Genomic DNA, 24,642 nt, shown 5'->3' with positions numbered 1-24,642 from the left:
TAAATTATTAGATTGCTTACCCCACTACAACGTTCTTTCCTGATTTTTTGGCTGAATAAAGCTTCTGATCCGCCTTTATCAATATGCTGGAGAGATCATCCGACTTTGTAAGCTGAGCAACTCCAAAACTGCAGGTCATTTTTCGGACACTGTCAAATTCATGCCTTTCAATGTTTTTACGTAACCTTTCCGATATGTCCACTGCCTCTTCTATGTCCGTGTTTGGGAAGATAAGTACGAATTCCTCTCCTCCCCATCTGGCGAATATATCTGTTATGCGGATTGTATCCTTGACTATGTTTACAAAATCGATAATCAGTTTGTCGCCGGCCAGGTGCCCGTACTTGTCATTGACCTTCTTGAAGTCGTCCAAGTCTATGATGGCCACGGTAAGGTCTGTGCTGTAACGCCTTGAATAATTTATGCATCTGATAAGTTCTTCGTTGAATTTAGCTCTGTTGAATATGCCGGTCAGTGAATCGATGGTTGAAAGTCTGAGAAGCTCTCTGCTGGCAGTATAGTTTATCCTTTTGTAGTAATTATCCTTCAATGCCATGATGGTGCTTAATATGAGCACTAAAACCAGGTACACAATTCCAGCCAGGAAACTTGACAATTCAATTGCAGCGATGAAGTGCAGAGCCATCATTCCAAAGCAGACTATTATGAATGCAGATATGACGACGCTGTTAAGCAGTCGGTTTGGAATCATGAATATTCCCATGATGATTATCATCACTCCAAAAGACTGAATGAGGTAGTCCGGATTTTCGTAATTGAAAAAGACGAAGAGAAAAAGCATGACTCCGATAAATTCGTAGATTGTAACCAGGTATGACAATTCTTTGAAATTTTTAATCTTATTGAAACGGTATACAAAAAACACCACTAGGAACAGGAAAACAACCCTTCCTGCTGCGATTTCTCCATATATGTAAGAGTTGGAAACAAGATAAAAGTCAGGAATCAGAAAAAGTGTATTCACTATTCCCAAAACCAGTATTATTATTTTTGTGTAGTGCGATGTTTTCTTTAAATCCTGTTCCCAGAATTCCATTTCCAGATTCTTGTTCCTGAATTCGCCAAGATAATTTATAAGTCCGTTATTTTTCCCTCTATCCATAAACAGCTATATTTCTCCTTCTAAAAATCCTTGTTAGTCAGTTAATAATATATTCAACTTCCACGTGTTAATTTCCTTTACATCCTCAGAACAGCTGCTTCAGCAGATATTCCATGGGGGTAAACCTAATGCTGTTTACAGTCTGTTACCTGTCCATATCCGTGAAGCCAAGGCGATGATATATTTCAACTGCATAGGGAGATGAGTTTACGAGTATTACTAGGTCAAATCTTTGATTTTTATCGGAATTTCACATACTCTTTCAACAAATACAACAGGCTCGGAAATTTCCCCGAAACCGTACCTTGCATGTATGAAAGGAATTTTAGCAAACCTTGCTGCATTGAAGTCCCCTTGCGTATCTCCTACGTACGCTGCGTTTCCCAGATTGTTTCTTTCCACAACCAGCCTAATGTTTTCACCCTTTGTCTTGCCTGTACGCCCCGCATTTTCAAAATCATCAAAATACTTCTCAACCTTGTGATACTTCATGAACGCTTCTATGTAACCTTCCTGGCAATTACTCACGATATAAAGCCTGTATTCCTCTGACAATTGCTCCAGTGTCTCCAAAACACCGGGAAACAAGAAGCCTCCGTGCTTTTCAATGTATTCCTGCTCATACCTGATGCATTTATCCATTATGTCCTTTCGCACATGCTTTGGCAGTCCGGCAAAAAACAAATCCGCTATCTCATCGATAGTCTTCCCCATGAATCCTTTCATGGATTCTACGGTCATTCTGTAATTTATATTTTCATAGGTCGAAATTGCCTCATTCCACGACTTGGTAACGCTGTCTGATGAATCCCAAAGAGTACCGTCCAAATCAAATATTATTCCCTTTTTTGTCACTTCTTCCTCCACGTAATGTCTCATTAATCATATCCCTTAATTAAACCGGCACTTCGGAAACCTTCACAATTATTCAGTCTCCGAACATATCTATATTATATATGTGTCTAGAAAACTTTTCCATACAATTTATCAAAAGTGCAAAAAAATAACATAAGTCAAATGCATTATGTCATTATTAACATATTATAAATCTATGTAACCTTTGTATCATTACAATTACTTAACATTTATCAACAATTATTTCTTAAAAGTTACAATTAGCATACGAATCACAATAATTATTATTGACATATGTCATTAATTGATGTATCATTTAATTACATTCTCTTGATGAGATTTGCATATTAAAAGCAACGGAGGTTTATTATATGAAAATAGCACTACCGTCACGCAGAAACGTGATTGACGATCATTTCGGACACTGTGAATATTTTACGGTTTTCACGGTAAACGAGAACAAAGAAATAACCGGCGACGAAACAATCGCATCTCCTGAGGGCTGCGGCTGCAAATCAAACATTGCATCAATACTTTCCCAAATGGGTGTAAAGGTTATGCTCGCAGGAAACATGGGAGACGGTGCAGTCAGGGTTCTTAACAATTCCGGCATAGAAGTGGTTCGCGGATGTTCAGGAGACGTAAAGGCAGCAGCCATGGACTACCTTGCAGGAACAATCAAGGATTCCGGCGATGTCTGCCACCAGCATGAGCACGGATGCCACCACTAAAAAAGTAGCAGCTGATCCGAGGATCTCATAGTTCAGCATTATGAGATCCTTCGCTAACGCTCAGGATGACAAGATTAGAGCAATTTGATTGCTTGTTCTTCACTTTTTCATCGTTTGCTTTTTCTTATATAATATAATGCCAATCCAACAGCAATTACCGCAAGCAACACAAATATCAATGTAGAATAAAGCCCTTGAGAACCCGTCAGGTATATTGATGTGGGACCATCAGCACCGCCTATTATACCGATTGAGCCTGCCCCCTTTAAATCAGCCCCGTATTTGTATGATATATATGCCATCAGCAGAAGGTTGCATGTAACCTTGCCTATTACAACCAATATACAGATTGCAGCAATAACTACAACTGTCATTTTCAATCGCTTATTGTTCATAACCGCTCCCCTTCAATCTTTGTCTTACTATTTTGATTATTGCAACTGCTGCCGTTAAAATAACGAATGCTCCCAGTTCCCCCAACAGAACAGCTTTTGCGTTAACACCGATTCCCGGCATCAGCTTCCTGCCGGCAATAGTACCTACAGCTGTTCCTATGCAGCAGAAAAAAACCAGTTTCGCTGACTCGCGTATTTCTTTTACATATTTCATAAAATCCCCCGTTATAATATTTACCAAGCACTCGTACGTAATTAACATTTAACGCCTTGAATACTTTATACTTATATCACTGAAGACCGCAGTACTTCAATGTTGTCAAAATCTGGCTGTTGTTAAGCTTGTTTGCGAAAAGCTGCTTGAACTTGACTGTATTTGTCTTGCCTTGTGACCTGAGCTCTTCCATTTCAAGCTCTGTCTTTTCCTGGTTTTTCAGCAGTTCATCGTAAAAGTTTTCAAACTTTGCAAGCTTAGCAACAGCTTCTCCCGAGTACCCGTTACGGTGAGACTCAACATCATCTGCTGAAACATAGTAGCCGCTGTCTGTTTTTTTAGTCAACCTGTCCATTGCTCCTCCTATATACCTTATTAAAATTTTCGCAATTTTCATCCGCAATTTGGGGTCTCTAGATATATTAGACTGTTTAATAGGGCCCTTAGTTCCATTTATGAAAAATATTCCCATACAATTCCATTATATATCCATCCACTGTTTATTTCCATGACATATTCAATTATGTTAAATTACTACCAATTAAGAGTTTTTATTTTATAACATGACTAAATTTGCTTTTGCGACTTAAATGTTTTACAATTATATGGTAATTCAGGAGTAAAATATTCTAAGTAAACTTTTTGAGGGGTGGTATATTGAAATCAGTTGCAAACATCATCTCTGTTGCCAGAATGGTTCTTGTTCTTGTATTAATCTTTATAAATCCATTAAGCACAATTTTTTTCACAATCTATTTCATTTGTGGAATCAGTGACATGGTTGATGGCTACGTTGCAAGAAAAACGAACACTACAAGCAAGTTAGGCGAAAAACTTGATTCTGTCGCGGATTTGATAATGATCTTTGTGCTGGCCATTAAACTGTATCCTATTATAAGTCCAACAGTTCAAATTTACTACTTTATAATTATCATTGGAGCAATAAGAACAGCATCCATCATGGCAGTATTTGTAAAATACAAAACCTTCGGAATTCTACACACTTACGGAAATAAGATTACCGGACTTATGCTTTTTGTATTTCCATTTATGCTGGCAGTCATTAAATCTGATGTGTCGATATATATGCTTTGTATGGCAGCAGGTATTTCCTCACTTGAAGAATTAGTAATTAATCTATTGTCAAGTGAGTGGAATGCAAATAAGAAAAGTATATTCATAAAATGAGAACATGACTGCTGCGAACCATCGATTATTAGGCAAGATAACTAAAAAACATTAGCATTGAACAGAGATTTATTTATGTTATAATGGTATAATATAGTTGCAAATAATTATATTCAGTACTGACTACAATGAAATTAGGCAGAGCATACGTCAATCTTAGATACAAGGAGAATTTTATGGATAAGGAAAGAATAGAAAAAGCCGTCAGAGAAATCCTTTTGGCAGTTGGCGAAGACCCCGACAGGGAAGGCCTTGCAGATACGCCCAGAAGAATGGCGAAAATGTACGAAGAAATATTCTCAGGTCTGCATGAAGATCCGGCAAAGCATCTGGCGATATTTTTTCAGGATGAGAAATACGAGGAACTGGTATTGGTTAAGGATATACCCTTCTACTCCGTGTGTGAGCACCATCTGGTACCGTTTTTCGGAAAGGCTCACGTTGCATATCTTCCAAAGAACGGAAGGCTTACGGGTCTGAGCAAGCTTGCCAGAGTTGTGGAAACTGTGGCAAAAAGGCCGCAGCTTCAGGAAAGAATAACCTCCACGGTTGCAGACACCATAATGGAAAAGCTTGAGCCCTACGGAGTGATAGTTGTCATAGAAGCCGAGCACATGTGCATGACCATGCGCGGCGTTAAAAAACCGGGCTCAAAGACCGTTACATCAGCCGTAAGAGGTCTTTTCAGAACCGATCCGAAGGCAAGAGCCGAAGTAATGTCAATGATCAACAAATAGAGGTTACCATGAATACAAAAGATATAAAACTTATTCCGCAAAAAAGAATTATGAAATTCATGGACCGTGAGCTGGTCTTAGGCGAAAGAACCCTGGTAATGGGGATTCTAAACGTAACTCCCGACTCCTTCTCCGACGGCGGTGATTATACCTCTGTGAATATAGCAGTGGAGCATGCAAAGACAATGATACGTGAAGGTGCGGACATCATAGACATAGGCGGTGAATCCTCAAGGCCGGGGCACACCCGTATCACGGCTGAGGAAGAGCTTAGCAGGGTCATACCTGTAATCAAAAGGCTCAGCAGGGAAACAGATGCCATCCTGTCGCTGGACACCATCAGGAGCGAGGTTGCCGAGGAGGCAGTCAAAAACGGAGCTCACATCATCAATGACATATGGGGTTTCCACGAAGACAGAAAACTGGCAGACGTTGCTGCCAGATACGGTACTCCTGTTGTGCTTATGCACAATCATGTAGGTGTGGAGTATGACTGCGACATCATGGAAGCAATTAAGAAGTTTCTCATGGAATCCGTCAGAATTGCAAAGGAAGCCGGCGTTAAGGATGATATGATAATACTGGATCCAGGTCTTGGAGGATTCGGAAAAACCGTGGAACACAACCTGGAAATCATGAGCCGCCTTGGAGAGCTGAGAGACCTTGGATATCCGGTGCTCATAGGAACTTCAAGGAAAAGCATCATAGCCAGCATTCTGGATGTGCCTCCCAAGGACAGGGATGTGGGAACATCGGCAACAACCGTGCTGGGAGTGGTACAGGGAATGGACATAGTGAGGGTCCACAACGTCCTTATAAACGCACAGGCAGCGAAGGTTGCCGACGCCATAATCAGGAGAAAATAAATGGATGCAATAATTATGGAAAACATGGGCTTCTACGGCTATCACGGCGTCATGGAGCAGGAAAAATCATTGGGCCAGAAGTTTTTTGTGGACGCATACCTTTATCTGCCGTTGAAAAAAGCAGGAGAAACTGACAATTTGAACCTTTCCGTAAGCTATGCACAAGTCTATGAAACAATAAAAGAAATTGTGACAGAGGAAAGATTCAACCTGCTGGAATCATTGGCAGAAAGAATCTGCAGCATGGTGCTTTCGTCGTATCCGCTTGTGCAGAAAATCAAGGTGCGGATTAAAAAGCCTGAGGCTCCGGTAGCAGGCATATTCGATTACTTCGGAATTGAAATAGAAAGGGAAAGATGATGAGCAAAATATACCTGAGTCTGGGAACAAACCTGGGCGACAAAAAAGGAAACCTGGAGCATGCCCTGGGGCTTTTGTCCGAGAAGGTTGAAATACTAAAAGTATCATCATTTTATGAGACGGAGCCTGTAGGATACAGCGACCAGCCATGGTTTTTAAACATAGCAGTTGAAGGAACCACGGAATTTTCGCCGGAGGAACTCATTGAATTCACCCAAAGCATCGAACATGAAATGAAAAGGGTTAAGACAATAATAAACGGCCCCAGGATTATAGATGTGGACATACTCTTGTATGACGATGTTAAGATAAATACAAAAAACCTGACCATACCGCATCCCCGGATGACAGAAAGGGCTTTTGTCATGTATCCTCTGCATGAAATCTGTCCGGAGCTGGTAATCGAAGGAAAAAAAATCAAAGATATGATCAATGGTCTTGAAGGCGAAAAGATAAGAAAGCTGGACTGATATGGAAAGAATAGATAAGATATTGAAGAACGGCGATTACCTTAAATATCTGGAAAAAAACAGGCTGGCAGAAAAGAGCAGAATCTACTGCCGCCACGACATAACGCACTTTCTTGATACAGCAAGAATTTCATACATAATTTCCCTTGAGGAAAATTACAGGTTAAACAAGGAAGTGCTGTACGCCGCAGCGCTGCTCCACGACATCGGAAGATGGATGGAATACGAAAGCGGCATCGACCATGCGGAAGCGAGCGTGATGCTTGCAAAGAAAATTCTGGAGGACTGTTGCTTTTCACAATCAGAATCAGATGAAATACTTGAAGCCATAGGGTCTCACAGGAACAGAAAGGAAACTTCCGTCCTGGGAGATGTGCTGTACAGAGCCGACAAACTATCACGAAACTGCCTCATGTGCGGAGCAATATCCACATGCAAGCACTTCCAAAACGGTGAGAAGCCAATACTGCTGTATTAACGGCAGTATTTTTTTGCATCAATTTTTCTGGTTTACCTACTCCAAGTCCAGACTGCCTCCAGGTTAATTCGCCTCTTCAAGCAAACTGAAGAATTCAACACGGTTGATTCCGGTTGGGCGGTTGATCCTTTTAAGCTCATACAGGTCATCTTCATCGCCCGTAAGTGTGTTTACTCCGTAGTTGCTTGAAAGAGAAGCCAGAAAGCCCATTTCTCTTAAAATTTCCCTGCACTCCCTGCATATGAAACCGAAGGGATATGTGAACGCCCTCGGAGTGTATCCCGTCTTGCCGTTGATAAGCAGCTGAAGGTATCCTATGTCATTGACTATCACCCTTCTGTAGTGGTCGTATGATTCTCCATCCAGAATCGTGCAGCCCTTTCGCTGTGATATCTTGTGCATTGAGTATGTATGGTTTTGTATTTCAACATACGGAGATTCAGAAAGCTCGGCAACCTGGGACCAGTTAAGGTATGGATTTGGATTGGGGTCTTCGGAGCTTTTATCCACGAATTCACCGATTATGGATATCACCGCCTTGCTTTCATATTTCTGCAGCAATGGATACACATAGTTATAGTATGTGAAGTACCCGTCATCAAAGGTGAGCATGATAGGTTTTTCTGGAAGGCTCACGCCGTTGTAGACATAGGCAATCAAATCCTCCACTGTCACAGTTGTATATCCCTCTTCCCTGATATATTTCAAATCCTCCTCCAGTTCAGCAGGCGAAATTGTATATTTTCCAAGGCTGTCCCTGTCCCTTTGAACCTTGTGGTACATTATGACCGGAAGCCTGGTGGAAGGCCTCGCAGCTGCAGGAACAGCGTCAACGCCTACCATATCAATCACGTTTAAACCTGAAAAAACCACAAGCAGCAAAATCAGCAGCGCTGCCACAACCTTCTTGTTTTCCGCCAAAATAAATCACCTCTAACTATTGTTTATACTATGTTATGTTTAAACGCCGTTTTAATAACAATTTGCTTCAAATTATGTCTTTTCCCATTTTCCTTGTACCACCTGGACTCCATGAGCTGCAAAAAAGAAGACATCATCCTCTCTATGCCATAAAAAATTCTCATATTTATCAAATATTACTAATTTTATTAACATTTTCATTTTTGTGTTGACAACATCAACCTGCGGTGATATACTCACTGACAATACACTAATAAATAAGCATTAAAACGCTGTGATAAGGAGTATTAAGCATTTACATTGATTTCAGAGAGTTGTTGGTTGGTGAAAAACAATGTCAGATGGGATGCCGAACTAGCCTTGGAGCGGACTTGCCGAAAGTATCAGTAGGCAGGTACGAAGAGCCAATCGTTAAAGTGGCACGATATCGATTAGAAATAATCCGTATCTAGAGGGCATTTCGTATGAAATGAATAAGAGTGGTACCGCGAAAGATTATATCTTCCGTCTCTTAGGGATAGTTCCCTGAGAGAGGAAGATTTTTTTATTACCTTTATCAGGCTGACATCCATCAGTCAAGTGTATAAAAAAAATCTGAGAGGTATGAAAATGGAAAGACAAAAACAATCAGCACCAAACATGAAATTTGCAGGAGCCTTTTCAGTTGCATGTGTACTGTTCGGCTCCCATGCAGGCGGCGGTTTCGCAACAGGAAATCAGGCAACACAGTACTACGTTCAGTACGGATGGACAGCACCTTTTATGGCAGTATTAGCCATGGCGCTTCTGACACTGACCATTCGGGAATGCATGATCATGTACAACTCCAGAGGACTGGGAAGCTACAAGGAGTTGTTCCAAAATCTCTATCACCCCTTTGACAAATTATCGATTCTTTTTGACATTTACTTTTACACCATGGTTTTATGCGCTGTAGGCGCTGTAATTGCAGGAGCAGCATCACTGCTGAGCAAGACGTACACAATTCCCTATGCATATTCAGTTCTGTCCATAGGCGCAATACTGCTGGCTCTTACTATTTACGGGGCAGCAATGGTTTCCAAAGCATCAACAGTTATGTCCATGGGTATTCTGGCTTCATGTGCCGTAATATTCATGATGGGAATCAATGCCAAGCTTCCGGAAATAAGCACCATATTTGCAGTCCGTGAAAGCAGCAGCAGCATTTACAGAGGAATTTTAAAAGCCTTTACGTATGCCGGTTTTCAGTCTGTGGTTATCCCAACCATGATTTCATGCGGCAGGAGCCTGAAATCAAAGAAAGAAGTATCCCGTTCAATGATGATTGCATTTGTAATAAACTCCATAGCATTGGTATTGTCTGTAATCATGCTGCTGGGGTGGTACGCTGAATATAAGGCAGCAGGAGAAGCAACACTTCCTTCGCTGTTCATTACGAAACAGCTTGGTAAGCCATATGTATACTGGGCATACAACATTTCCCTGTTCCTTTGCTTCATATCCACCGGTGTTACAACCATTTACGGATTCGTTGAAAAATTTGAAAAAATGAAAGTATTGTCAGGAATTAAAAAAGTTATTATAAGAAGAATCATCGTGTCATCCTTCATCATGTCATTGTCAATGGGAATTTCAATGGCAGGCTTGGACAAAATAATCAAGTACGGTTACGGATACATGGGTTATCTGGGAATTGCAATCATTATCGTACCGTTTTTAACCGTAGGTTATTATAAGAACAGAAAATACTTAAAAGAAAAATATGACAGTTCATCAAATGAAACAAACCAGCAATTAAACGTATCATTTGCTGAAAATGCAGAATTTTAATAAGACAAAAAAATTACATCGAAATTGGCATGCCGCGCCAGGAAGCGGCAGCTGCAAATGCAGCAAGGAGCAATATGAAAACACAACTTTTTCCAAGCTACACCATAGGACCGGACTCATACCGGGAAGTAGTCAAGACATGTATTCCATACGGAAGCAAGGCTGCAGTAATAGGCGGTGAACGCGCCATGGCTGCGGCAAGAAAAAAATTAGAAAGCGCAGTTGAAGGAAGTCAGCTTAAAATAACAGGATATTTTCCTTTCGGCGGCGAAGCGTCAATAGAAAATATCGAGAGACTTAAAGCAATTCCGGAAATAAAAGAAGCTGACATGATTTTTGCCGTTGGCGGCGGAAAAGCCATAGATACGGTAAAAGTGCTGGCACAGGGAACAAACAGGGTATTTTTCACATTCCCTACAATCGCATCAACCTGTGCAGCATGCACAAGCCTGGGAATTTTATACCACCCGGACGGTTCCCTGAGGGAATATTCATTTTCCGATGAACCGGCAAAGCACATTTTCATAGACAGCGAAATAATAGCAAATGCACCGGACAAATATCTCTGGGCAGGAATAGGTGATTCCATGGCCAAGTATTTTGAAACGTCCGTATCCAGCAGAGGCGATGAACTTTCCCACTCTCAGGCAATGGGTGTGAACATTGCAGCAATGTGCAGCGGTCCATTTGTAAAATACGGCGCGAAAGCCTTGGAAGACTGCAGGTCACACAAAGCATCAGCCGAATTGGATGAGATTCTTCTGGGCGTAATCATATCCACAGGCCTGGCATCAAATCTGGTTAACATCGACATAACCACAGGCCTTGCCCATGCCGTGTACAACGGCTTTACGGTGATTCCCCAGACAGAGCATTACGGGCATCTCCATGGTGAAATAGTGTCCTACGGCATTCTGGTCCTGCTGGCTGTCGACAAGCAGTATGATGAGCTGAAGCGCATACACAGCTTCAACAGCAAAATCGGATTGCCTACAAAGCTTTCACATCTGCATAGCTCCATGGATGATGTTGACAAGGTAATTGAAAAGGCATTAAGCGGAATAGATGTAAGGCATTATCCATATGTGGTTACACCTGCCATGGTCAGGGATGCCATAGAATTTCTGGAATCATACAAATAAAAAAGTAAAACTATGGATGAAGTGAATTCACATCCATAGTTTTTTCTTAGTTACAAGTATTAATATCAAAGAGCCGGCTTAACCTTAATAAATTTATTTTTCTGTATTAAGTATACTGCCCCAATCAATACAAGCCCTGCTATATTTGTTGTTGTACTTGTCATAACCAGCAGCAATCCGCCTACTATAAACATGAGCCTTTCATATATTGACATGTTTGTTTTGAAAAATCCTGTCAGTCCTGAAGATATGCACAATATACCAACCATTGCAGATACTATATCCATCGCCAGCAAAAGAGGTGTTGATTCTATCATCAGCATTCGGGGGCTGTTCACAAAAATATACGGGATAATGAACGCTGCGATGGCCAGACGTGTTGCCTGCACACCGGTCTTCATGGGTTCGGATTTTGCAATCCCTGATGCCGCCACAGCCGCAAGGCATACAGGAGGCGTAATGTCTGCGATTATTCCGAAGTAAAATACAAACATGTGGGCAGGTATTATTCCAACACCAAGCAGCAGCAGTGCAGGTGCTGCAATTGTGGAAGTTATAACGTAGTTTGCAGTTGTTGGAACTCCTATTCCAAGAATTATGGATGTTACCATTGTGAAGAATAGTGTTAAAAACAAATTTCCCTGAGCTATTCCCACAAGAACAGATCCCATTTTCAATCCTAAACCTGTTTGAGTAACCACGCCGATTATAATTCCTGCACAGGCGCAGGCTGATATAACCGTAAGGGCGCTTTTTGCACCTTTAATCAATCCATCAATCAAATCTTTAAATGACAGCCTGGTGTCCTTTGTAAATGACGAGCATACCAGTGTTGTAGCAATGGCTCCCAATGCTGCCCTTATTGGAGAAAATCCCTGAATCAGCAGGTACATAACAGCAATTATCGGCAAAATCAAATGTCCCCTGGTTTTCATTACATGACCGATTTTGGGAATCTGATCCTTTGGCAGTCCTAGAAGATTAAGCTTTCTGGCTTCAAAATGAACACCTGCCCACACTCCGAAGTAATATAGAAGGGCGGGTATTGCAGCAGCCTTGATAATTGTGAAATAAGGAGTGTTTGTAATTTCAGCCATAAGAAACGCAGCTGCTCCCATGATAGGCGGCATAAGCTGTCCACCTGTAGATGCCGTGGCTTCAACAGCGCCTGCAAAATCCGGCTTGTAGCCTAACTTTTTCATCATAGGGATCGTAAAGCTTCCGGTGCCCACAACATTTGCCACGGAGCTGCCCGAAAGGGTTCCCATGCATGCGCTGGACAAAACGGCTACCTTTGCAGGTCCGCCGGGAGAGCTGCCGTTAATGGCATTTGCCAGGTTTATAAAGAATTCCCCCATGCCTGTTTTTTCCAGATATGCTCCGAACAGCAGAAACATGAATATGAATGTGGACGATACTCCTATGGGAAGGCCCATGATACCCTCAGTGGTGAAGAATATGTGCTGCGCGAAATTGTTTAAGTCAACTCCTCTATGTGCAAGCCTTCCGGGAATGTATGGGCCGAAAAATGCATACGCAATAAATAAAAGAGATATGATGACCATCGGCAGACCTATGACTCTCCTTGCAGCTTCAAGAATCAACAGAACCGCTAAAAGCCCAATTACCATGTCAGTTGATGTGATCATACCGGCTCTGTATACCAGGTCCCTGTAGAACACAACAACGTACAAACAAACCACTGCTGCCACAACAGCCGTACATATATCTAACGGATGTATCTTGTCCTTTGGCCAGTTTTTGCTGGCAGGATAAAGCAGGAACACCAGAGAAAGACCGAATGCAAGGTGTATGGATCTCAAAATCATAGGTTCCATTCCGAGAAAGATTGCCGTGTACAGCTGAAACAAAGAAAAACATAAAAGAACTATCGAAATAAATTTATCTGACACACCTGTCAGCACTCTGTAGTTGGATCCCTTGTCATACTTTCGAAGGATTTTATCCAGTTCCTCGGAATCCACATTGGCTTTGTCTATATCCTGAACAATTTCATTGCTTGTTTTCTTAGCCATATCGTTCTCCTTTACAAAGAATTACTGTTAATTGTTTAAAATGATGCTTGAAGAAATATTGAAAAAGTTCTTAATTATCTTCTTATCATAAGCATATATAGTTATTGAACAATCAGGTTCCTTTAACATATCCATGAGATCATACTTTGTATTGCCTATCTTAATGTAATGTTCCGGTATAGGAGATATAATCATATTGATTTCACTGAATGTACGATTAATGTAAAGGATGAATTTATCATCTTTTATTTCAAAAACCCCTTCATCACCTTCATCACCCAAATTTGATAAAAACGGCAAACCTACGCCATAAGATTCATAAATTGTCTTTTCCAAAATAATCTCATTATTTTCGTCAACAACAAAGAATTCTTCTGCTGGAGTTTTCATCACTGAATGAGTGTATCCCAGCGAAAAACCTCCATCAGGAAGGTACAGCTCGCTTTTCACTCCGGTAGTGTTGTTTTGTATCACCAAAATTTTACCGTTTTGAATGTTGCTTCCTATTATGAATATTATTGAAGATGATATAATCAATGAAATAATAATAATTCTGATAAATTCACCCTTTGAATGTTTCAATTCAATTCGTTCCTTTTAAAGTATTATTGTATGCCTTGTTCGTCGAAATATTTTTGAGCACCCGGATGTACAGTTATGCTCATACCATCAAGAGCCTTTTCCTTGGTTATTTCTTTGCCTACAGAGTGAGCTGCTGTAATTCTGTCACCGTTTTCATAGATGGACTTAACCATGTTGTAAACCAGTTCATCATCAAGCTTGCTGCTGCCAACCAGCATTGATTTTACAGACAGTGTCTTTGTATCTGCTGCCTGGCCTTTGTAAGTTCCGGCAGGAATTGTAAATTCAGTATAGAATGAATATTTGTCTGTGAGGTTTTTAGCAACATCACCGTCTATCGGAACTAAAAATACTTCATTTTGTGTAGAAAGGTCCACTATTGCAGAAGTAGGAGCTCCGGCAACCAGGAATGCAGCATCCAGTTGTTTGTCCTTCAGACCTGTAGATGCTTCGGAGAATGATAAGAACTTGGGATCAATATCTTTTTCGAAGTCTAATCCTGCAGCAGCAATAATTTGTCTTGCGTTTGCTTCAACACCGCTGCCTATGGCACCGACAGCAACTCTTTTTCCCTTCAGGTCAGCAACTGTCTTGATATTGGCATCAGTTGTAACAAGCTGCAGCGGTTCGCCGTAAAGTGAGCACAACCCTCTGATTTCCGGGAAAGCAGCACCATCAAACATTATTGTTCCGGTTTCGGCATATGATGCAATGTCATTTTGGATTATAACAACTTCAACCTTGTTTTCCTTAAGTAAGTTAACGTTTGCTACTGAAGCGCCTGTACTTTGTGCAGTTGCATTTATTCCCGGAATATCCTTGTTCCATACTTCAGCAAATGCTCCGCCAAGAGGGAAATATGTTCCGGCTGTTCCGCCCGTTCCGATATTTACAAATACTTGCTTAGCCGGCTTTGCCGGCTCAGCTGCAGGCTGTTGATTCTCCTGAGGTGCCGGAGTTTCAGCTGGTTTTTGACTGCATGCCGACAACATGCCAAGAGACAAAACCAATACCAGTATTAATGCAATGATTGATACGTTTTTCTTCATACAAATATCCTCCATAATTATTTAGGCATACACCTTTAACTATAATTATAGAGGACAGCTTCAAAAAAATACTAATAAATACAAAAAAACTTTACTTTAATTTTCAGTGTTGATAATCAATCCATCGATAAACTTTTTAATATTGACCTTTCCGTTTGAAAATCCCTTGCCTCTTATGTGGTCCATTTCGGCCTTAACCTCTTCAAAATTAAACAAACTGTTGGCATACATGATGAAAATTTCATTCATGTTGTCTTCGACGCCTAAGTAGGCGATGTTGGACAAACCTTTGGATATGGCTCGACGTATCCTTTGCTCCATATTTTTTGAATTGGAGCTTAAGGCTTTGCACACTTCATAAATGTTGGTGTCCGACATATTTTTATTGTTGTATATCAAGTAGTTGCACACATCAATGATATCCTTTTCTCCTTTTTCACCGGACATGCCCAACTTGTTCAATATGAGCTGTATTTTTTTGATTTTCGTAATATGGTTGTCTTCAGTTATATTGGTGACCTGGTCGTAGTTTGAAAATAGCTTTTTGATATTCTCCAGAGTTTTTTTGTAGTGGATTTTTTCTGCAATGCTCTTCATGACGGTTGTAACTTCTATTACATTGATAGGCTTGTTTATGAAAAAATCAACGCCCGAAGCGTAAGCCTTGCCTATCATGGCTTTTGATGAAACCTGGGAAATCATGATGAACAAAGCATTGCTGTTGCTGTTTTTAAGCTCTTTTACAACCGTTACGCCGTCCTTGCCGGGCATGAGCAGATCTATGAGGACTATGTCAGGCGAAAGGGTATTGATCTCGGCGATACAGTCGTTCCCGTTTAATGAATATCCGCAGACCGTGCCCAGATCGTAATCTTCTATGATGTTTTCAAGAACCCTTATAACCGTAATGTCATCATCAACAACATAAATCTTCATTTTAAACCTCCATTTTAGCCAAGGGGATTTTTATTTCAAACTCAGTTCCGTTTTTTCCATCGGATGATACGTTTATGATTCCGTTGAAATGGTTGTTAACCAGTGTTTTAACGTGAGTGAGGCCTATTCCCCTGTATAAGTCTCCGGAATTGAAGTCAAATTTAGTGGAGAAGCCGGGATTGAATATGTAGTCCAGATTTTGCGAAGATATGCCTTTTCCGCTGTCCTTGATAGTAAAAGTATGAAATTCATTGTTCTTTTTATGGTAAATTTTTATAAAATTATTGTTCTTGGATAGATCCATGGCTTCAATGGAATTGTTCACCAGGTTTCTGAGAATTGACATGAGTTGAAAATGACTTTTTGTCGTAAAGTTTACCTCATATTTAAAGTCGAGATAGATGCTGCTTTTTTTCTCTTCGAGGGTTTTGTATGTAGTTTCCTTGAGTATGTAGAAAATGTCCCTGATGCTCATTTCAGACAATTCGATTTCATTGGTAAGCGTAGTTTCAATTCCATTTATTACACGTATGTAATCTTTTTTTATTTCATGAACATCCTTTGTGATGTCAAGGGACAAGTTCTTTATTTCATCATCATGTTCTGACATTGACAGCCTTTCATAGAGCAGGTATGCATTGCTCATTATATTTTCAATGCTTTCGGCGTTTTTCTTCATGAAATATATTTCGCTTTTCAAGCTGGATGTAAGCATTATCAGATTCTGATATCTTTTTTCATGATCTTCCTTCGTCAGAAGTATTTTGTACTCCCTGATAATGGCCAGGATGACCAGCACTATTGTAGTCCTGGCTGCTGCAATCATAAACAGCACAAAAAAGTATGAAAAATCGTTGTTGATCAATGTGAATTTCGCCCTTATGAGAACTTCGAAAACATTTGATATGAAATCGCACATCAGAATTGACGTAAACGTTTTCGAAAACAGGCGGTTGCTGTCTGTTTTATTCAGTTTGAATATCAGCCCGTAAAACATGTAGAACAGGGAGCCGGGATACACGGTGTAGATGCTTTCCACAACCTCCGAACCCCTTACCAGGAGTATGCCAAACCTTACAGAAAAAACCAGAAGCGCAGTAACAAGAGCAATATGCAGGGGATTTATATCCCTGTAAGTTATGAGCAATATGGGATATATTATGACAGCGGCAGACAGCCTGAATCCGTCTATCAAAAAATTAAAATATAACTGAGAAGTGAAGGCAATGGTAAATCCTATTATCAAAGTTATTCTCAATTTTTTCATTATTTTTACCCCTTAAATAATGTCATTTACATTATACTGCAAAATCCGAACCAAGACAACGTTTTTCCGGAAACAATAAGCTCATGCACGCATAGCAACTGAAGATAAATACCTTAAATTTAAGCTTCATAATCCTGCTTTAGCTTTCTACAGCCTTTCATTCAGCCAGTTCATAAGGACGATGGCGTGATTCATGGTTTCATTTTTGGCTGAATACAGCAGCGTTACATTTCTCTGAGCCAGCTTTTCCTTTACAAAATCAGTAAACTCGGTTGAATCTTCGTTGCTGTTGAGCTCTTCAATGTACCTGGCCGTGAATTCATCCATGGTTTCAGGGTTGTGGCTGAAGGTCTTCCTCAGTTCGGTGCTGGGTGAAATGTTTTTAGCCCATTTGTCAATGGCTGCCTTTTCCTTATTCATTCCCCTGGGCCACAGCCTGTCAACCAAAATTCTGCAGCCGTCTTCAGCTGAAATCCCTTCATAAACTCTTTTGACTTTAATGGTGTTCATAAGTACCTCCATTGTTAACTAAAGCTTTAAAAGCATCACGCTGAAACCGTCACGTTTTTCTATTTCTGTGAATCCGTTTTCCCTGTACATGTTGTGCGTTCCACGATAAAGTTTTTCAGGTTCCTCCCTGTTTTCAACCGGAAGCGATAGAACTGCATCGTATCCCTGAGCCTTAAAGCCTTCGACGGCATTTTTCAGAAGGATTCTGGCTACGCCCATCCCCCTGTATTCAGGATGAATGACAAAACAAATTACGCAGCCCACCTTCTGATCCTTTACAATCGCATCAAAGCTGTTCTCCAGCCTCAGGTAGCTGTGTATATCGTTGGCATTGCACCATCCGATGCACTTGTCCTTTTCAAACGCAAGATAACCCTTCATGTTTCCTGACTTTATCTGTTCCAGAGATTCTTTGCGGTTTTCCTGGCCGGTCCTGCCCACCCATTCTTCACGGGAACAGTTTAAGTGGTAATATCTGCAGTAACAGGTAGCCCAATGTGGTGCATAACTGAAATCCAGACCTTCAAGATAATCCGTAAAACATTCAGCCAATTGGGGCGTCAGTGCCCTTACTTCGTATTCCATGTGTCCTCCTTAGTTTTTATACTTCAAGATAACCTCATAACTTAACGGAACTTTCTTCTCCTACTAAGATTATACATATGACGGATTAAATTTACAATATGTTCAAAAATTGATTCTTTGCTGCTTTAACAAAAAAACAGCAGGAAAAACTCCTGCTGCCATAATTATTTATGTTATATCTTATCTTTTTGCCTTTGAATATATTTCAGACAATCTGTCCAATGCCATCTTTAGCGTTTCATCTTTTTTGGCAAAGTGAAATCTGATAAATTGATTTACATCTTCTTTAAAGAAACTTGATCCCGGAACTGCTCCCACACCAACTTCCCTTGCAAGCCACTCACAAAATTCCAAATCGCTTTTATGATTAAATTCACTAATATCCACTAATACATAATAAGCTCCCTGAGGTTCTGTATAGTTCATACCTATCTGATTTAATCCATTTATAAATAGATTCTTCATATGCGTATAGTGTCTTTGCAGTTCAAGATAATAGTCATCTTTAAAATTCAAACCAACGACTGCTGCTTCCATAAGTGGCGCTGCTGCACCAACCGTCAAAAAGTCATGCACCTTCTTTACCCTGTCTATGATTCTTTCATCAGCAATCACATATCCCAGACGCCATCCGGTTATTGAATATGTCTTAGACAGGGAACTGCATGCAATTGTTCTTTCCCTCATTCCCGGAAGAGAAGCGATGTAGGTATGTTTATGCGGTGCATAAATTATATGTTCGTACACCTCGTCTGAAATCACATAGGCGTCATATTTTATGGCCAAATCTGCGATTACCTGCAATTCCTCCCCAGTAAACACCTTTCCGCAAGGATTGGAAGGGTTGCATAAAATCAATGCCTTGGCACCCTGCTTAAATGAATCCTCCAGCAAATCAGCGTCAAAACTGAAGTTTGGCGGATTTAACGGCACATAAATTGGTTCTGCACCTGAAAGAATTGTATCTGCGCCATAATTTTCATAGAATGGCGAGAAGATGATTACCTTGTCTCCCGGATTTGTCACAGCCAGCATTGCTGCCATCATTGCTTCTGTGCTTCCGCAGGTAACTACAATTTCCTTGTCGGGATCTATCTTCATTCCTGAAAAATGTTCCTGTTTTCTTGCAAGAGCCTCACGAAAATTTTGAGCTCCCCATGTGGTTGCATATTGATGAGGTCCTTCCCCTGCCACTTGTGCAAGTCTTCTTGTAATTTCCACAGGCGGTTCAAAATCAGGAAACCCCTGTGATAAATTCACTGCATTATATTCATTTGAAATTCTGGTCATCCTGCGTATGACTGAATCAGTGAAAACTGCCGTACGTCTGCTTAGTTCCTTCAATGTTGTTCTCCTTCTGTTACTCCCATGCTGGGACATATGCACCTTTAAATGTGTCCTCGTAAATCGCTTTTACCGCATCTGAGTGGTAAGCTTCTACAATTTTTAAATATGTTTCATTATTGGCATCTTCTTCTCTTGCTGCAATAAGGTTCACATAGCTTTTTCCTGAATAGTAGCTTACGTTATCCTGGAATATTGAATCTTCTCCTGGATTTAATCCGTTATCCAAGGCGTAGTTGCAATTGATCACTGCTGCTGTAACATCCGGAAGAAGTGCATATACATTTGCTGCGTCCACTTCCACAAATTCAATATTCAATGGATTTGAAGTGATATCCCCCAGTTCAGGACTGTCTCCTGCACTTGCATCTATTTCAATAAACTTTGCAGCCTCTAATATTTTAAGTGCACGTCCTTCATTTGTTGCATCATTTGGCACGGCTATTTTTGCCCCTTGGCCAATTTCACTTACACTGGCAACTTTATCAGAGTAAATATTCATGGCTGAAATAAATGTATCCCCTATGGATGTAATTTTATATCCATTATTTTCAATTTCCTTATTTAAATATGCATAATGCTGAAACGCATTCAGATCCGTCTCACCATCTGCCAAAGCCCTGTTTGGTGTTGCATAGTCCGTGAAGCTGATCAGTTCAATATTGATACCTTCCTTTGCCATTTCCTCTATAACCGGGTTCCACATTTCATTTGCTTCTCCGACAACTCCTACTTTTACAGTTGTTGCCTTTGTTTCCTCTTTTACATCTGCATTTGATTTTCCGCAGGCCGTAAATGTTGCTGCTATAGATAATGCTAATAAAATTGATAATATTTTCTTTTTCTTCATTGTTATTCTCCTCTTTTTTGTCTAATATTAATTATTACTTCTTAAAACAATATTGCTTAAATTAAAGCTGTTATAAGGTTAATGCTATCTCATAATTTTCTTTCATGGTCTTGCATGACTTATCAAATTCTTCTTTTTCTTCATCAGTCATATGAAGTTCAATTATTTCTTCCACTCCGTTGATTCCAAGTACTGCAGGTACAGAAGCATATACATCGTGCTGTCCGTATTCACCGTTAAGCAATACAGATACGGGAAGAATTCTTTTCTCATCAGAAAAAATTGCCCTTGTAACTTCTGCAATGGATGCACCTATTCCAAACTCTGTAGATCCCTTGCCTTTAAGCACATGCCATCCCCCTGCTTTTCCTTCTGCTGCAATTGACTTCAAATCCAATTTTCCATACTTCTCAGGCTTTTCTTTTATTAACTCCAGAATTGGTTTCCCGGCAATGGTAACAACCGACCATGGAACCATCTGACTTTCACCGTGCTCACCAAGTGCATAAGCATAAATTGATTTTTGATCTATTCCTGTTGCTTCACATAAAGCCCTTCGAAGCCTTGCAGAATCCAGAGTGGTACTGGTAGAAATAAGTTTTGCCGGAGGATAATCTAATTGATTTTGTATATAATGGGCCACTACATCTGCCGGATTTGAAATGCTTAAAATAATACCTTTAAAACCGGAATTTTTTATGTTTTCCACAACATTTTTCATTATTGCTATTGTTTCAGAAAGAGTGTCCATTCTAGTCTGAAATTTGCTGATATCAGGCAAAGGCCCTGCTGCAATGACCATCAGGTCAGCATCCGCTGCATCTGAATAATTTCCTGCCTTTACACTTACATGATGCGGAAGATAAACTGTTGAATCGAAAATATCAAGTGCCTGTGCTCTTGCTTTTTCCTCCTCTATATCAATGTAAACAATTTGTTCTGCAAGCCCCTGGGATGCCAGTGCATATCCTGCATGAGAGCCTACATGCCCTGCTCCTATAATAATAACTTTTCTTGGTTTCAATGCCATCTTCATTCTCCTTTTTAATGACTGTTTTTCTTTACTATGCTGTTTCCAATTATTTGGATTAAACTGACCATTCCAACCAGCACGATAACCGAAGCATAGGTAACGTCAATCTGATTTCTCTGATATCCGAAACGTATGGCAAAATCCCCCAGACCGCCTGCGCCGACAGCACCTGCCATGGCAGTAAGACCAATGAGGCTTATGGCTGTAATTGTTGTTCCTCTTGCAATACCCGGAATACATTCCTTAAGATAAACCCTGAATATTATTTCTAAAGGCCCAGACCCCATAGACTGTGCTGCTTCAATCACCCCACTGTCCAATTCGGCAAGAGCAGATTCTATTTGTCTTGCAAAGAATGGAACAGTACCGAAGACCAGAGGCACGATTGCTCCATCCACGCCGATTGCAGTGCCTGAAATCAACCTGGTCAATGGAATAAGGCTGGCAAGCAATATGATAAAAGGTATGGACCTGAAAAAGTTAATGGTTTTGTCCAGTACCTGAAAGAGTGTCTTATTTTGAAGAATGCCTCCATTTTTTGTAACTGTCAGAACAATTCCCAAAATCAATCCAAGAATAAACGAAATAGAACCAGACCATCCAACCATGATTAAAGTATCATAAATGCTTTCCCAAAAACCCGGCAGTTTTGACATTACATTTGGAAAAAAACTAATTAGAATTCCTTGCATCTGAAATCACCTCCACCCCTACATTCTTATTTCGCAGATAATCAATTGCATTTGTAATATTTTCTGCCTCACCACTGACAACGGATACGAGACCACCAATGGGATGTTCTCCAATCAGTTCAATATTTCCAAAAATTATATTGACATCCAGTTTGAAATTCCTGGAAATTTGTGATACCAATGCTTCTGAAGCATTACGCTCCAGATAGGTAAACTTTAGGATACATTCACCTTCCTTAAGTTTTGTAATTGATACCTTCTCCTTAATCAATTCATGTATTTTTGATAAATTTGATGTGCTGTCCACAAAATCTTTTGTAATTTGTTTTACAGGATTTGCAAATACATTAAACACATCTCCCTGTTCCACTACCTCTCCGTTTTCCATAACAACCACATTGTCACATATTTCTTTTACCACCTGCATCTCATGAGTAATAACCACAATGGTAATCCCCAATTTTTCATTCAATTGCTTCAATAACTTCAAAATTGATTTTGTGGTCTGCGGATCTAAAGCACTGGTGGATTCATCGCTTAATAAAATCTTGGGATCACATGCCAGTGCCCGTGCTATGGCTACTCTTTGTTTCTGCCCTCCGCTTAATTGTGACGGATAAGACAGGGTTTTGTCCTGAAGGTCAACCAACTGGAGAAGAAAGTTTACCTTGTCCTGTATTTCTTTCTTTTTCAATCCGCTGTACTTTAACGGATAAGCTACATTTTCATAAACATTTCGGGATGAAAACAAATTAAACTGTTGAAAAATCATACCGATTTTTTTTCTTTCATCCCTGAGCTTTTTCTCTGAGAGAGAGGTAATTTCCATATCTCCTAAAATAACTTTTCCTTCTGTTGGTCTTTCAAGAAGATTGATCATTCTGACCAGTGTTGATTTTCCGGCTCCTGAAAATCCAATAACTCCATGTATTTTACCTTCTTCCAGCTGCAGATTTACATTTTTTACTGCTTCAACTGTTTTTCCATATGATTCAAAACTCTTACTGACGTTTTCAAATATTATCAATTTTTTCCTCCATTCCAGGTATTTTATTTGTAGTCCCGTTCCACAAGATTATCAGATCGCTATCGTTGCATAATTTTCACATTTTCATTCACAAATTTGTTTGCTAGCTTACACTCACACAAATTTGGAATTCATTGCGGTTGGCATACAAAAAGCAGGTACCGCATGTACCTGCTTATCTATATTTTCTAAAAGAAAATTATCGTATCAGGTAACATTAGGCGCACAAAACAATCCATTCATATGCATCTGCATTCGCATGGTACAGCTGTCCATAATCATGTTTAACTTTAAAGTTGATTTTCTTGTACGCATTTTGCTCTCCTTTTCTTTATGGTTATAATTCTATTTATAAAATTGTCTTTGCAGCATCTATGTTGTTCATGTTTAGTATTATACCTAATCTGTCACATTAGTGTTAATACATAAAAGCGACAACTCGTTATAGGCAAAAACTATAACACCTTTTCTTTAAATTTAATCAGTTCATCCACATATTTATGTCCAAGCTGGCTCATGGTTGTATTCTTCCTGGTAATATAGCCAATGCTCATGACTTCATCCGAATCCAATGGTATGGCCTTATAATCATTTCCATTCAGCTCCTCGCATATAATTCCGGAACACAAAGTGTATGCATTCAATCCCACCATAAGATTAAGCAAGGTTGCTCTGTCATTTGCCTTTATAATCTTTTTATACACGTTCGCACTAAGCACTTCTTCTGCAAAATAGAAGGAATTGTTCATTCCCTGATCAAAGGAAAGACAAGGATACTCTTCAAGGTCCTCCAGGGTAATCAAATCCTTTTGGGCTAAAGGGTTACCCTTCCATAAATACACATAGGTCTTGCACTGAAATAATTCTTTAAACACCAGATTGTTCTCTTTCAATATTTTTGTTATTACTTTTTTATTGAAGTCATTCAGGTACAAAATACCAAGTTCGCTTTTAAAGTTTTTTACGTTTTCTATTACTTCATATGTCTTTGTTTCATGAACTGCAAATTCATATTCATCCATGCCGAATTGTTTTACCATTTCCACAAATGCTTTTACTGCAAATGAGTAATGCTGTGTTGATACGCTAAATTTCTTTTTGACGCTTTGTTTATCAACATATCTTTGATTAATAAGTTCATACTGTTCTGCCACCTGTCTGGCATACCCAAGAAACTCATCACCTTCCGGTGTTATTGTTATTCCCCTATTTGTTCTTTTATATATGGTAATACCTATTTCATTTTCTAAGTCTCTGATAGAAGCAGACAGACTCGGCTGCGAAATAAATAATGATTGGGCTGCCTTATTCATTGAATTGCAATCGGCTATTGCAATGGCATATCTTAATTGTTGTAACGTCATTGTTTTCCTCCTATCAATAATTTAAATTTAAAAAAATCCTCAGACTATTAGTCTGAGGAAACATATATGTTATAT

General features: G+C 39.8%; 29 protein-coding genes and 1 other annotated feature. Of the genes, 9 read left to right on the top strand and 20 right to left on the bottom strand.

The features are described from left to right. Positions 1-16 precede the first annotated feature (16 nt). The 3 genes from AAGU76_RS12190 to AAGU76_RS12180 all read right to left on the bottom strand — a co-directional run bounded on the left by AAGU76_RS12190 (position 17) and on the right by AAGU76_RS12180 (position 2,002). On the bottom strand, positions 17-1,123 hold the full coding sequence (locus tag AAGU76_RS12190; protein ID WP_342485783.1) for a GGDEF domain-containing protein: 1,107 nt from the start codon (positions 1,121-1,123) through the stop codon (positions 17-19). Positions 1,124-1,268: 145 nt separating this feature from the next. After that, on the bottom strand, positions 1,269-1,340 hold the full coding sequence (locus AAGU76_RS12185; protein WP_342486299.1) for a GNAT family N-acetyltransferase: 72 nt from the start codon (positions 1,338-1,340) through the stop codon (positions 1,269-1,271). 2 nt (positions 1,341-1,342) lie between these two features. Next, positions 1,343-2,002, bottom strand: coding sequence for an HAD family hydrolase (locus AAGU76_RS12180; protein WP_342485782.1), 660 nt, complete (start codon positions 2,000-2,002; stop codon positions 1,343-1,345). Positions 2,003-2,349: 347 nt separating this feature from the next. Here AAGU76_RS12180 and AAGU76_RS12175 point away from each other — a divergent pair, with 347 nt between their 5' ends. After that, complete coding sequence (locus AAGU76_RS12175; RefSeq protein ID WP_342485781.1) at positions 2,350-2,709, top strand: NifB/NifX family molybdenum-iron cluster-binding protein; 360 nt, start codon at positions 2,350-2,352, stop codon at positions 2,707-2,709. A 107-nt stretch (positions 2,710-2,816) separates the two neighbouring features. Here the strand turns inward: AAGU76_RS12175 and AAGU76_RS12170 are convergent, their stop codons facing one another. The 3 genes from AAGU76_RS12170 to AAGU76_RS12160 form a co-directional block, all read right to left on the bottom strand. Beyond that, entirely contained in the window at positions 2,817-3,104 is a 288-nt protein-coding gene (locus tag AAGU76_RS12170) for a hypothetical protein (RefSeq protein ID WP_342485780.1), read from the bottom strand. Then, positions 3,094-3,318: a hypothetical protein gene (locus AAGU76_RS12165; protein WP_342485779.1), complete on the bottom strand. Its 225-nt coding sequence runs from the start codon at positions 3,316-3,318 to the stop codon at positions 3,094-3,096. Before AAGU76_RS12165 ends, AAGU76_RS12170 begins: the two co-directional genes overlap by 11 nt. Before the next feature lie 76 nt (positions 3,319-3,394). Further along, positions 3,395-3,673 carry a hypothetical protein gene (locus AAGU76_RS12160; RefSeq protein ID WP_342485778.1) on the bottom strand — a complete coding sequence of 93 codons (279 nt, stop codon included), beginning with the start codon at positions 3,671-3,673 and terminating at the stop codon, positions 3,395-3,397. Positions 3,674-3,975: 302 nt separating this feature from the next. Between AAGU76_RS12160 and AAGU76_RS12155 the strand changes: the two genes are divergently transcribed. The 6 genes from AAGU76_RS12155 to AAGU76_RS12130 all read left to right on the top strand — a co-directional run bounded on the left by AAGU76_RS12155 (position 3,976) and on the right by AAGU76_RS12130 (position 7,417). Then, on the top strand, positions 3,976-4,506 hold the full coding sequence (locus tag AAGU76_RS12155; RefSeq protein WP_342485777.1) for a CDP-alcohol phosphatidyltransferase family protein: 531 nt from the start codon (positions 3,976-3,978) through the stop codon (positions 4,504-4,506). A gap of 176 nt (positions 4,507-4,682) precedes the next feature. Next, positions 4,683-5,243 carry a GTP cyclohydrolase I FolE gene (folE, locus tag AAGU76_RS12150; protein ID WP_342485776.1) on the top strand — a complete coding sequence of 187 codons (561 nt, stop codon included), beginning with the start codon at positions 4,683-4,685 and terminating at the stop codon, positions 5,241-5,243. Positions 5,244-5,251: 8 nt separating this feature from the next. After that, the gene (gene folP / locus AAGU76_RS12145) at positions 5,252-6,109 is read left to right on the top strand and encodes a dihydropteroate synthase (RefSeq protein WP_342485775.1); all 858 of its coding nucleotides are present in this window, start codon (positions 5,252-5,254) and stop codon (positions 6,107-6,109) included. After that, a complete protein-coding gene (gene folB, locus AAGU76_RS12140) occupies positions 6,110-6,469 on the top strand; it encodes a dihydroneopterin aldolase (RefSeq protein WP_342485774.1) in 360 nt (119 codons plus the stop codon). It begins immediately after the preceding gene. Further along, positions 6,469-6,939 (top strand): 2-amino-4-hydroxy-6-hydroxymethyldihydropteridine diphosphokinase, encoded by a 471-nt coding sequence (gene folK / locus AAGU76_RS12135; protein WP_342485773.1) that lies wholly within the window; start codon positions 6,469-6,471, stop codon positions 6,937-6,939. Before folB ends, folK begins: the two co-directional genes overlap by 1 nt. Before the next feature lies 1 nt (position 6,940). After that, a complete protein-coding gene (locus AAGU76_RS12130; protein ID WP_342485772.1) occupies positions 6,941-7,417 on the top strand; it encodes an HD domain-containing protein in 477 nt (158 codons plus the stop codon). Between the two features lie 63 nt (positions 7,418-7,480). Here AAGU76_RS12130 and AAGU76_RS12125 read toward each other — a convergent pair whose 3' ends face one another. Continuing rightward, positions 7,481-8,338, bottom strand: a complete 858-nt coding sequence (locus AAGU76_RS12125; RefSeq protein ID WP_342485771.1) for a polysaccharide deacetylase family protein — start codon at positions 8,336-8,338, stop codon at positions 7,481-7,483. A gap of 265 nt (positions 8,339-8,603) precedes the next feature. Beyond that, positions 8,604-8,853: a binding site (T-box leader), on the top strand. Between the two features lie 94 nt (positions 8,854-8,947). Between AAGU76_RS12125 and AAGU76_RS12120 the strand changes: the two genes are divergently transcribed. Together AAGU76_RS12120 and AAGU76_RS12115 are read left to right on the top strand one after the other, a co-directional pair. Next, complete coding sequence (locus AAGU76_RS12120; protein WP_342485770.1) at positions 8,948-10,150, top strand: hypothetical protein; 1,203 nt, start codon at positions 8,948-8,950, stop codon at positions 10,148-10,150. Positions 10,151-10,224: 74 nt separating this feature from the next. Beyond that, complete coding sequence (locus tag AAGU76_RS12115) at positions 10,225-11,292, top strand: iron-containing alcohol dehydrogenase family protein (protein WP_342485769.1); 1,068 nt, start codon at positions 10,225-10,227, stop codon at positions 11,290-11,292. 65 nt (positions 11,293-11,357) lie between these two features. Here AAGU76_RS12115 and AAGU76_RS12110 read toward each other — a convergent pair whose 3' ends face one another. The 13 genes from AAGU76_RS12110 to AAGU76_RS12050 form a co-directional block, all read right to left on the bottom strand. Further along, the gene (locus AAGU76_RS12110; RefSeq protein ID WP_342485768.1) at positions 11,358-13,328 is read right to left on the bottom strand and encodes a TRAP transporter permease; all 1,971 of its coding nucleotides are present in this window, start codon (positions 13,326-13,328) and stop codon (positions 11,358-11,360) included. 27 nt (positions 13,329-13,355) lie between these two features. Beyond that, positions 13,356-13,910, bottom strand: a complete 555-nt coding sequence (locus AAGU76_RS12105; RefSeq protein ID WP_342485767.1) for a DUF1850 domain-containing protein — start codon at positions 13,908-13,910, stop codon at positions 13,356-13,358. Between the two features lie 23 nt (positions 13,911-13,933). After that, positions 13,934-14,959: a TAXI family TRAP transporter solute-binding subunit gene (locus AAGU76_RS12100; RefSeq protein WP_342485766.1), complete on the bottom strand. Its 1,026-nt coding sequence runs from the start codon at positions 14,957-14,959 to the stop codon at positions 13,934-13,936. Between the two features lie 96 nt (positions 14,960-15,055). Then, on the bottom strand, positions 15,056-15,895 hold the full coding sequence (locus AAGU76_RS12095; RefSeq protein WP_342485765.1) for a response regulator: 840 nt from the start codon (positions 15,893-15,895) through the stop codon (positions 15,056-15,058). A gap of 1 nt (position 15,896) precedes the next feature. Then, a complete protein-coding gene (locus AAGU76_RS12090; RefSeq protein ID WP_342485764.1) occupies positions 15,897-17,162 on the bottom strand; it encodes a sensor histidine kinase in 1,266 nt (421 codons plus the stop codon). 147 nt (positions 17,163-17,309) lie between these two features. Beyond that, the gene (locus tag AAGU76_RS12085; RefSeq protein ID WP_342485763.1) at positions 17,310-17,672 is read right to left on the bottom strand and encodes a DUF488 domain-containing protein; all 363 of its coding nucleotides are present in this window, start codon (positions 17,670-17,672) and stop codon (positions 17,310-17,312) included. Positions 17,673-17,690: 18 nt separating this feature from the next. Continuing rightward, positions 17,691-18,257 carry a GNAT family N-acetyltransferase gene (locus AAGU76_RS12080; protein WP_342485762.1) on the bottom strand — a complete coding sequence of 189 codons (567 nt, stop codon included), beginning with the start codon at positions 18,255-18,257 and terminating at the stop codon, positions 17,691-17,693. A 180-nt stretch (positions 18,258-18,437) separates the two neighbouring features. After that, positions 18,438-19,601: an aminotransferase class I/II-fold pyridoxal phosphate-dependent enzyme gene (locus AAGU76_RS12075; RefSeq protein ID WP_342485761.1), complete on the bottom strand. Its 1,164-nt coding sequence runs from the start codon at positions 19,599-19,601 to the stop codon at positions 18,438-18,440. Between the two features lie 16 nt (positions 19,602-19,617). Further along, a complete protein-coding gene (locus tag AAGU76_RS12070; protein WP_342485760.1) occupies positions 19,618-20,451 on the bottom strand; it encodes a MetQ/NlpA family ABC transporter substrate-binding protein in 834 nt (277 codons plus the stop codon). A gap of 70 nt (positions 20,452-20,521) precedes the next feature. Next, positions 20,522-21,487 (bottom strand): L-lactate dehydrogenase, encoded by a 966-nt coding sequence (locus tag AAGU76_RS12065; protein ID WP_342485759.1) that lies wholly within the window; start codon positions 21,485-21,487, stop codon positions 20,522-20,524. An 8-nt stretch (positions 21,488-21,495) separates the two neighbouring features. After that, positions 21,496-22,176 carry a methionine ABC transporter permease gene (locus AAGU76_RS12060; RefSeq protein WP_342485758.1) on the bottom strand — a complete coding sequence of 227 codons (681 nt, stop codon included), beginning with the start codon at positions 22,174-22,176 and terminating at the stop codon, positions 21,496-21,498. Continuing rightward, positions 22,157-23,203, bottom strand: a complete 1,047-nt coding sequence (locus tag AAGU76_RS12055; RefSeq protein ID WP_342485757.1) for an ATP-binding cassette domain-containing protein — start codon at positions 23,201-23,203, stop codon at positions 22,157-22,159. The genes AAGU76_RS12060 and AAGU76_RS12055 overlap by 20 nt, the downstream gene beginning before the upstream one ends. Before the next feature lie 455 nt (positions 23,204-23,658). Continuing rightward, positions 23,659-24,567 (bottom strand): LysR family transcriptional regulator, encoded by a 909-nt coding sequence (locus tag AAGU76_RS12050; protein WP_342485756.1) that lies wholly within the window; start codon positions 24,565-24,567, stop codon positions 23,659-23,661. Between the last annotated feature and the right edge of the window lie 75 nt (positions 24,568-24,642).

Origin of the sequence: Sedimentibacter sp. (assembly GCF_038562225.1) — a bacterium.
Classification (GTDB): Bacteria; Bacillota; Clostridia; order Tissierellales; family Sedimentibacteraceae; genus Sedimentibacter.
Note: the sequence above shows the minus strand (reverse complement) of the source record. Positions and strands in the feature narration are given on the sequence as shown.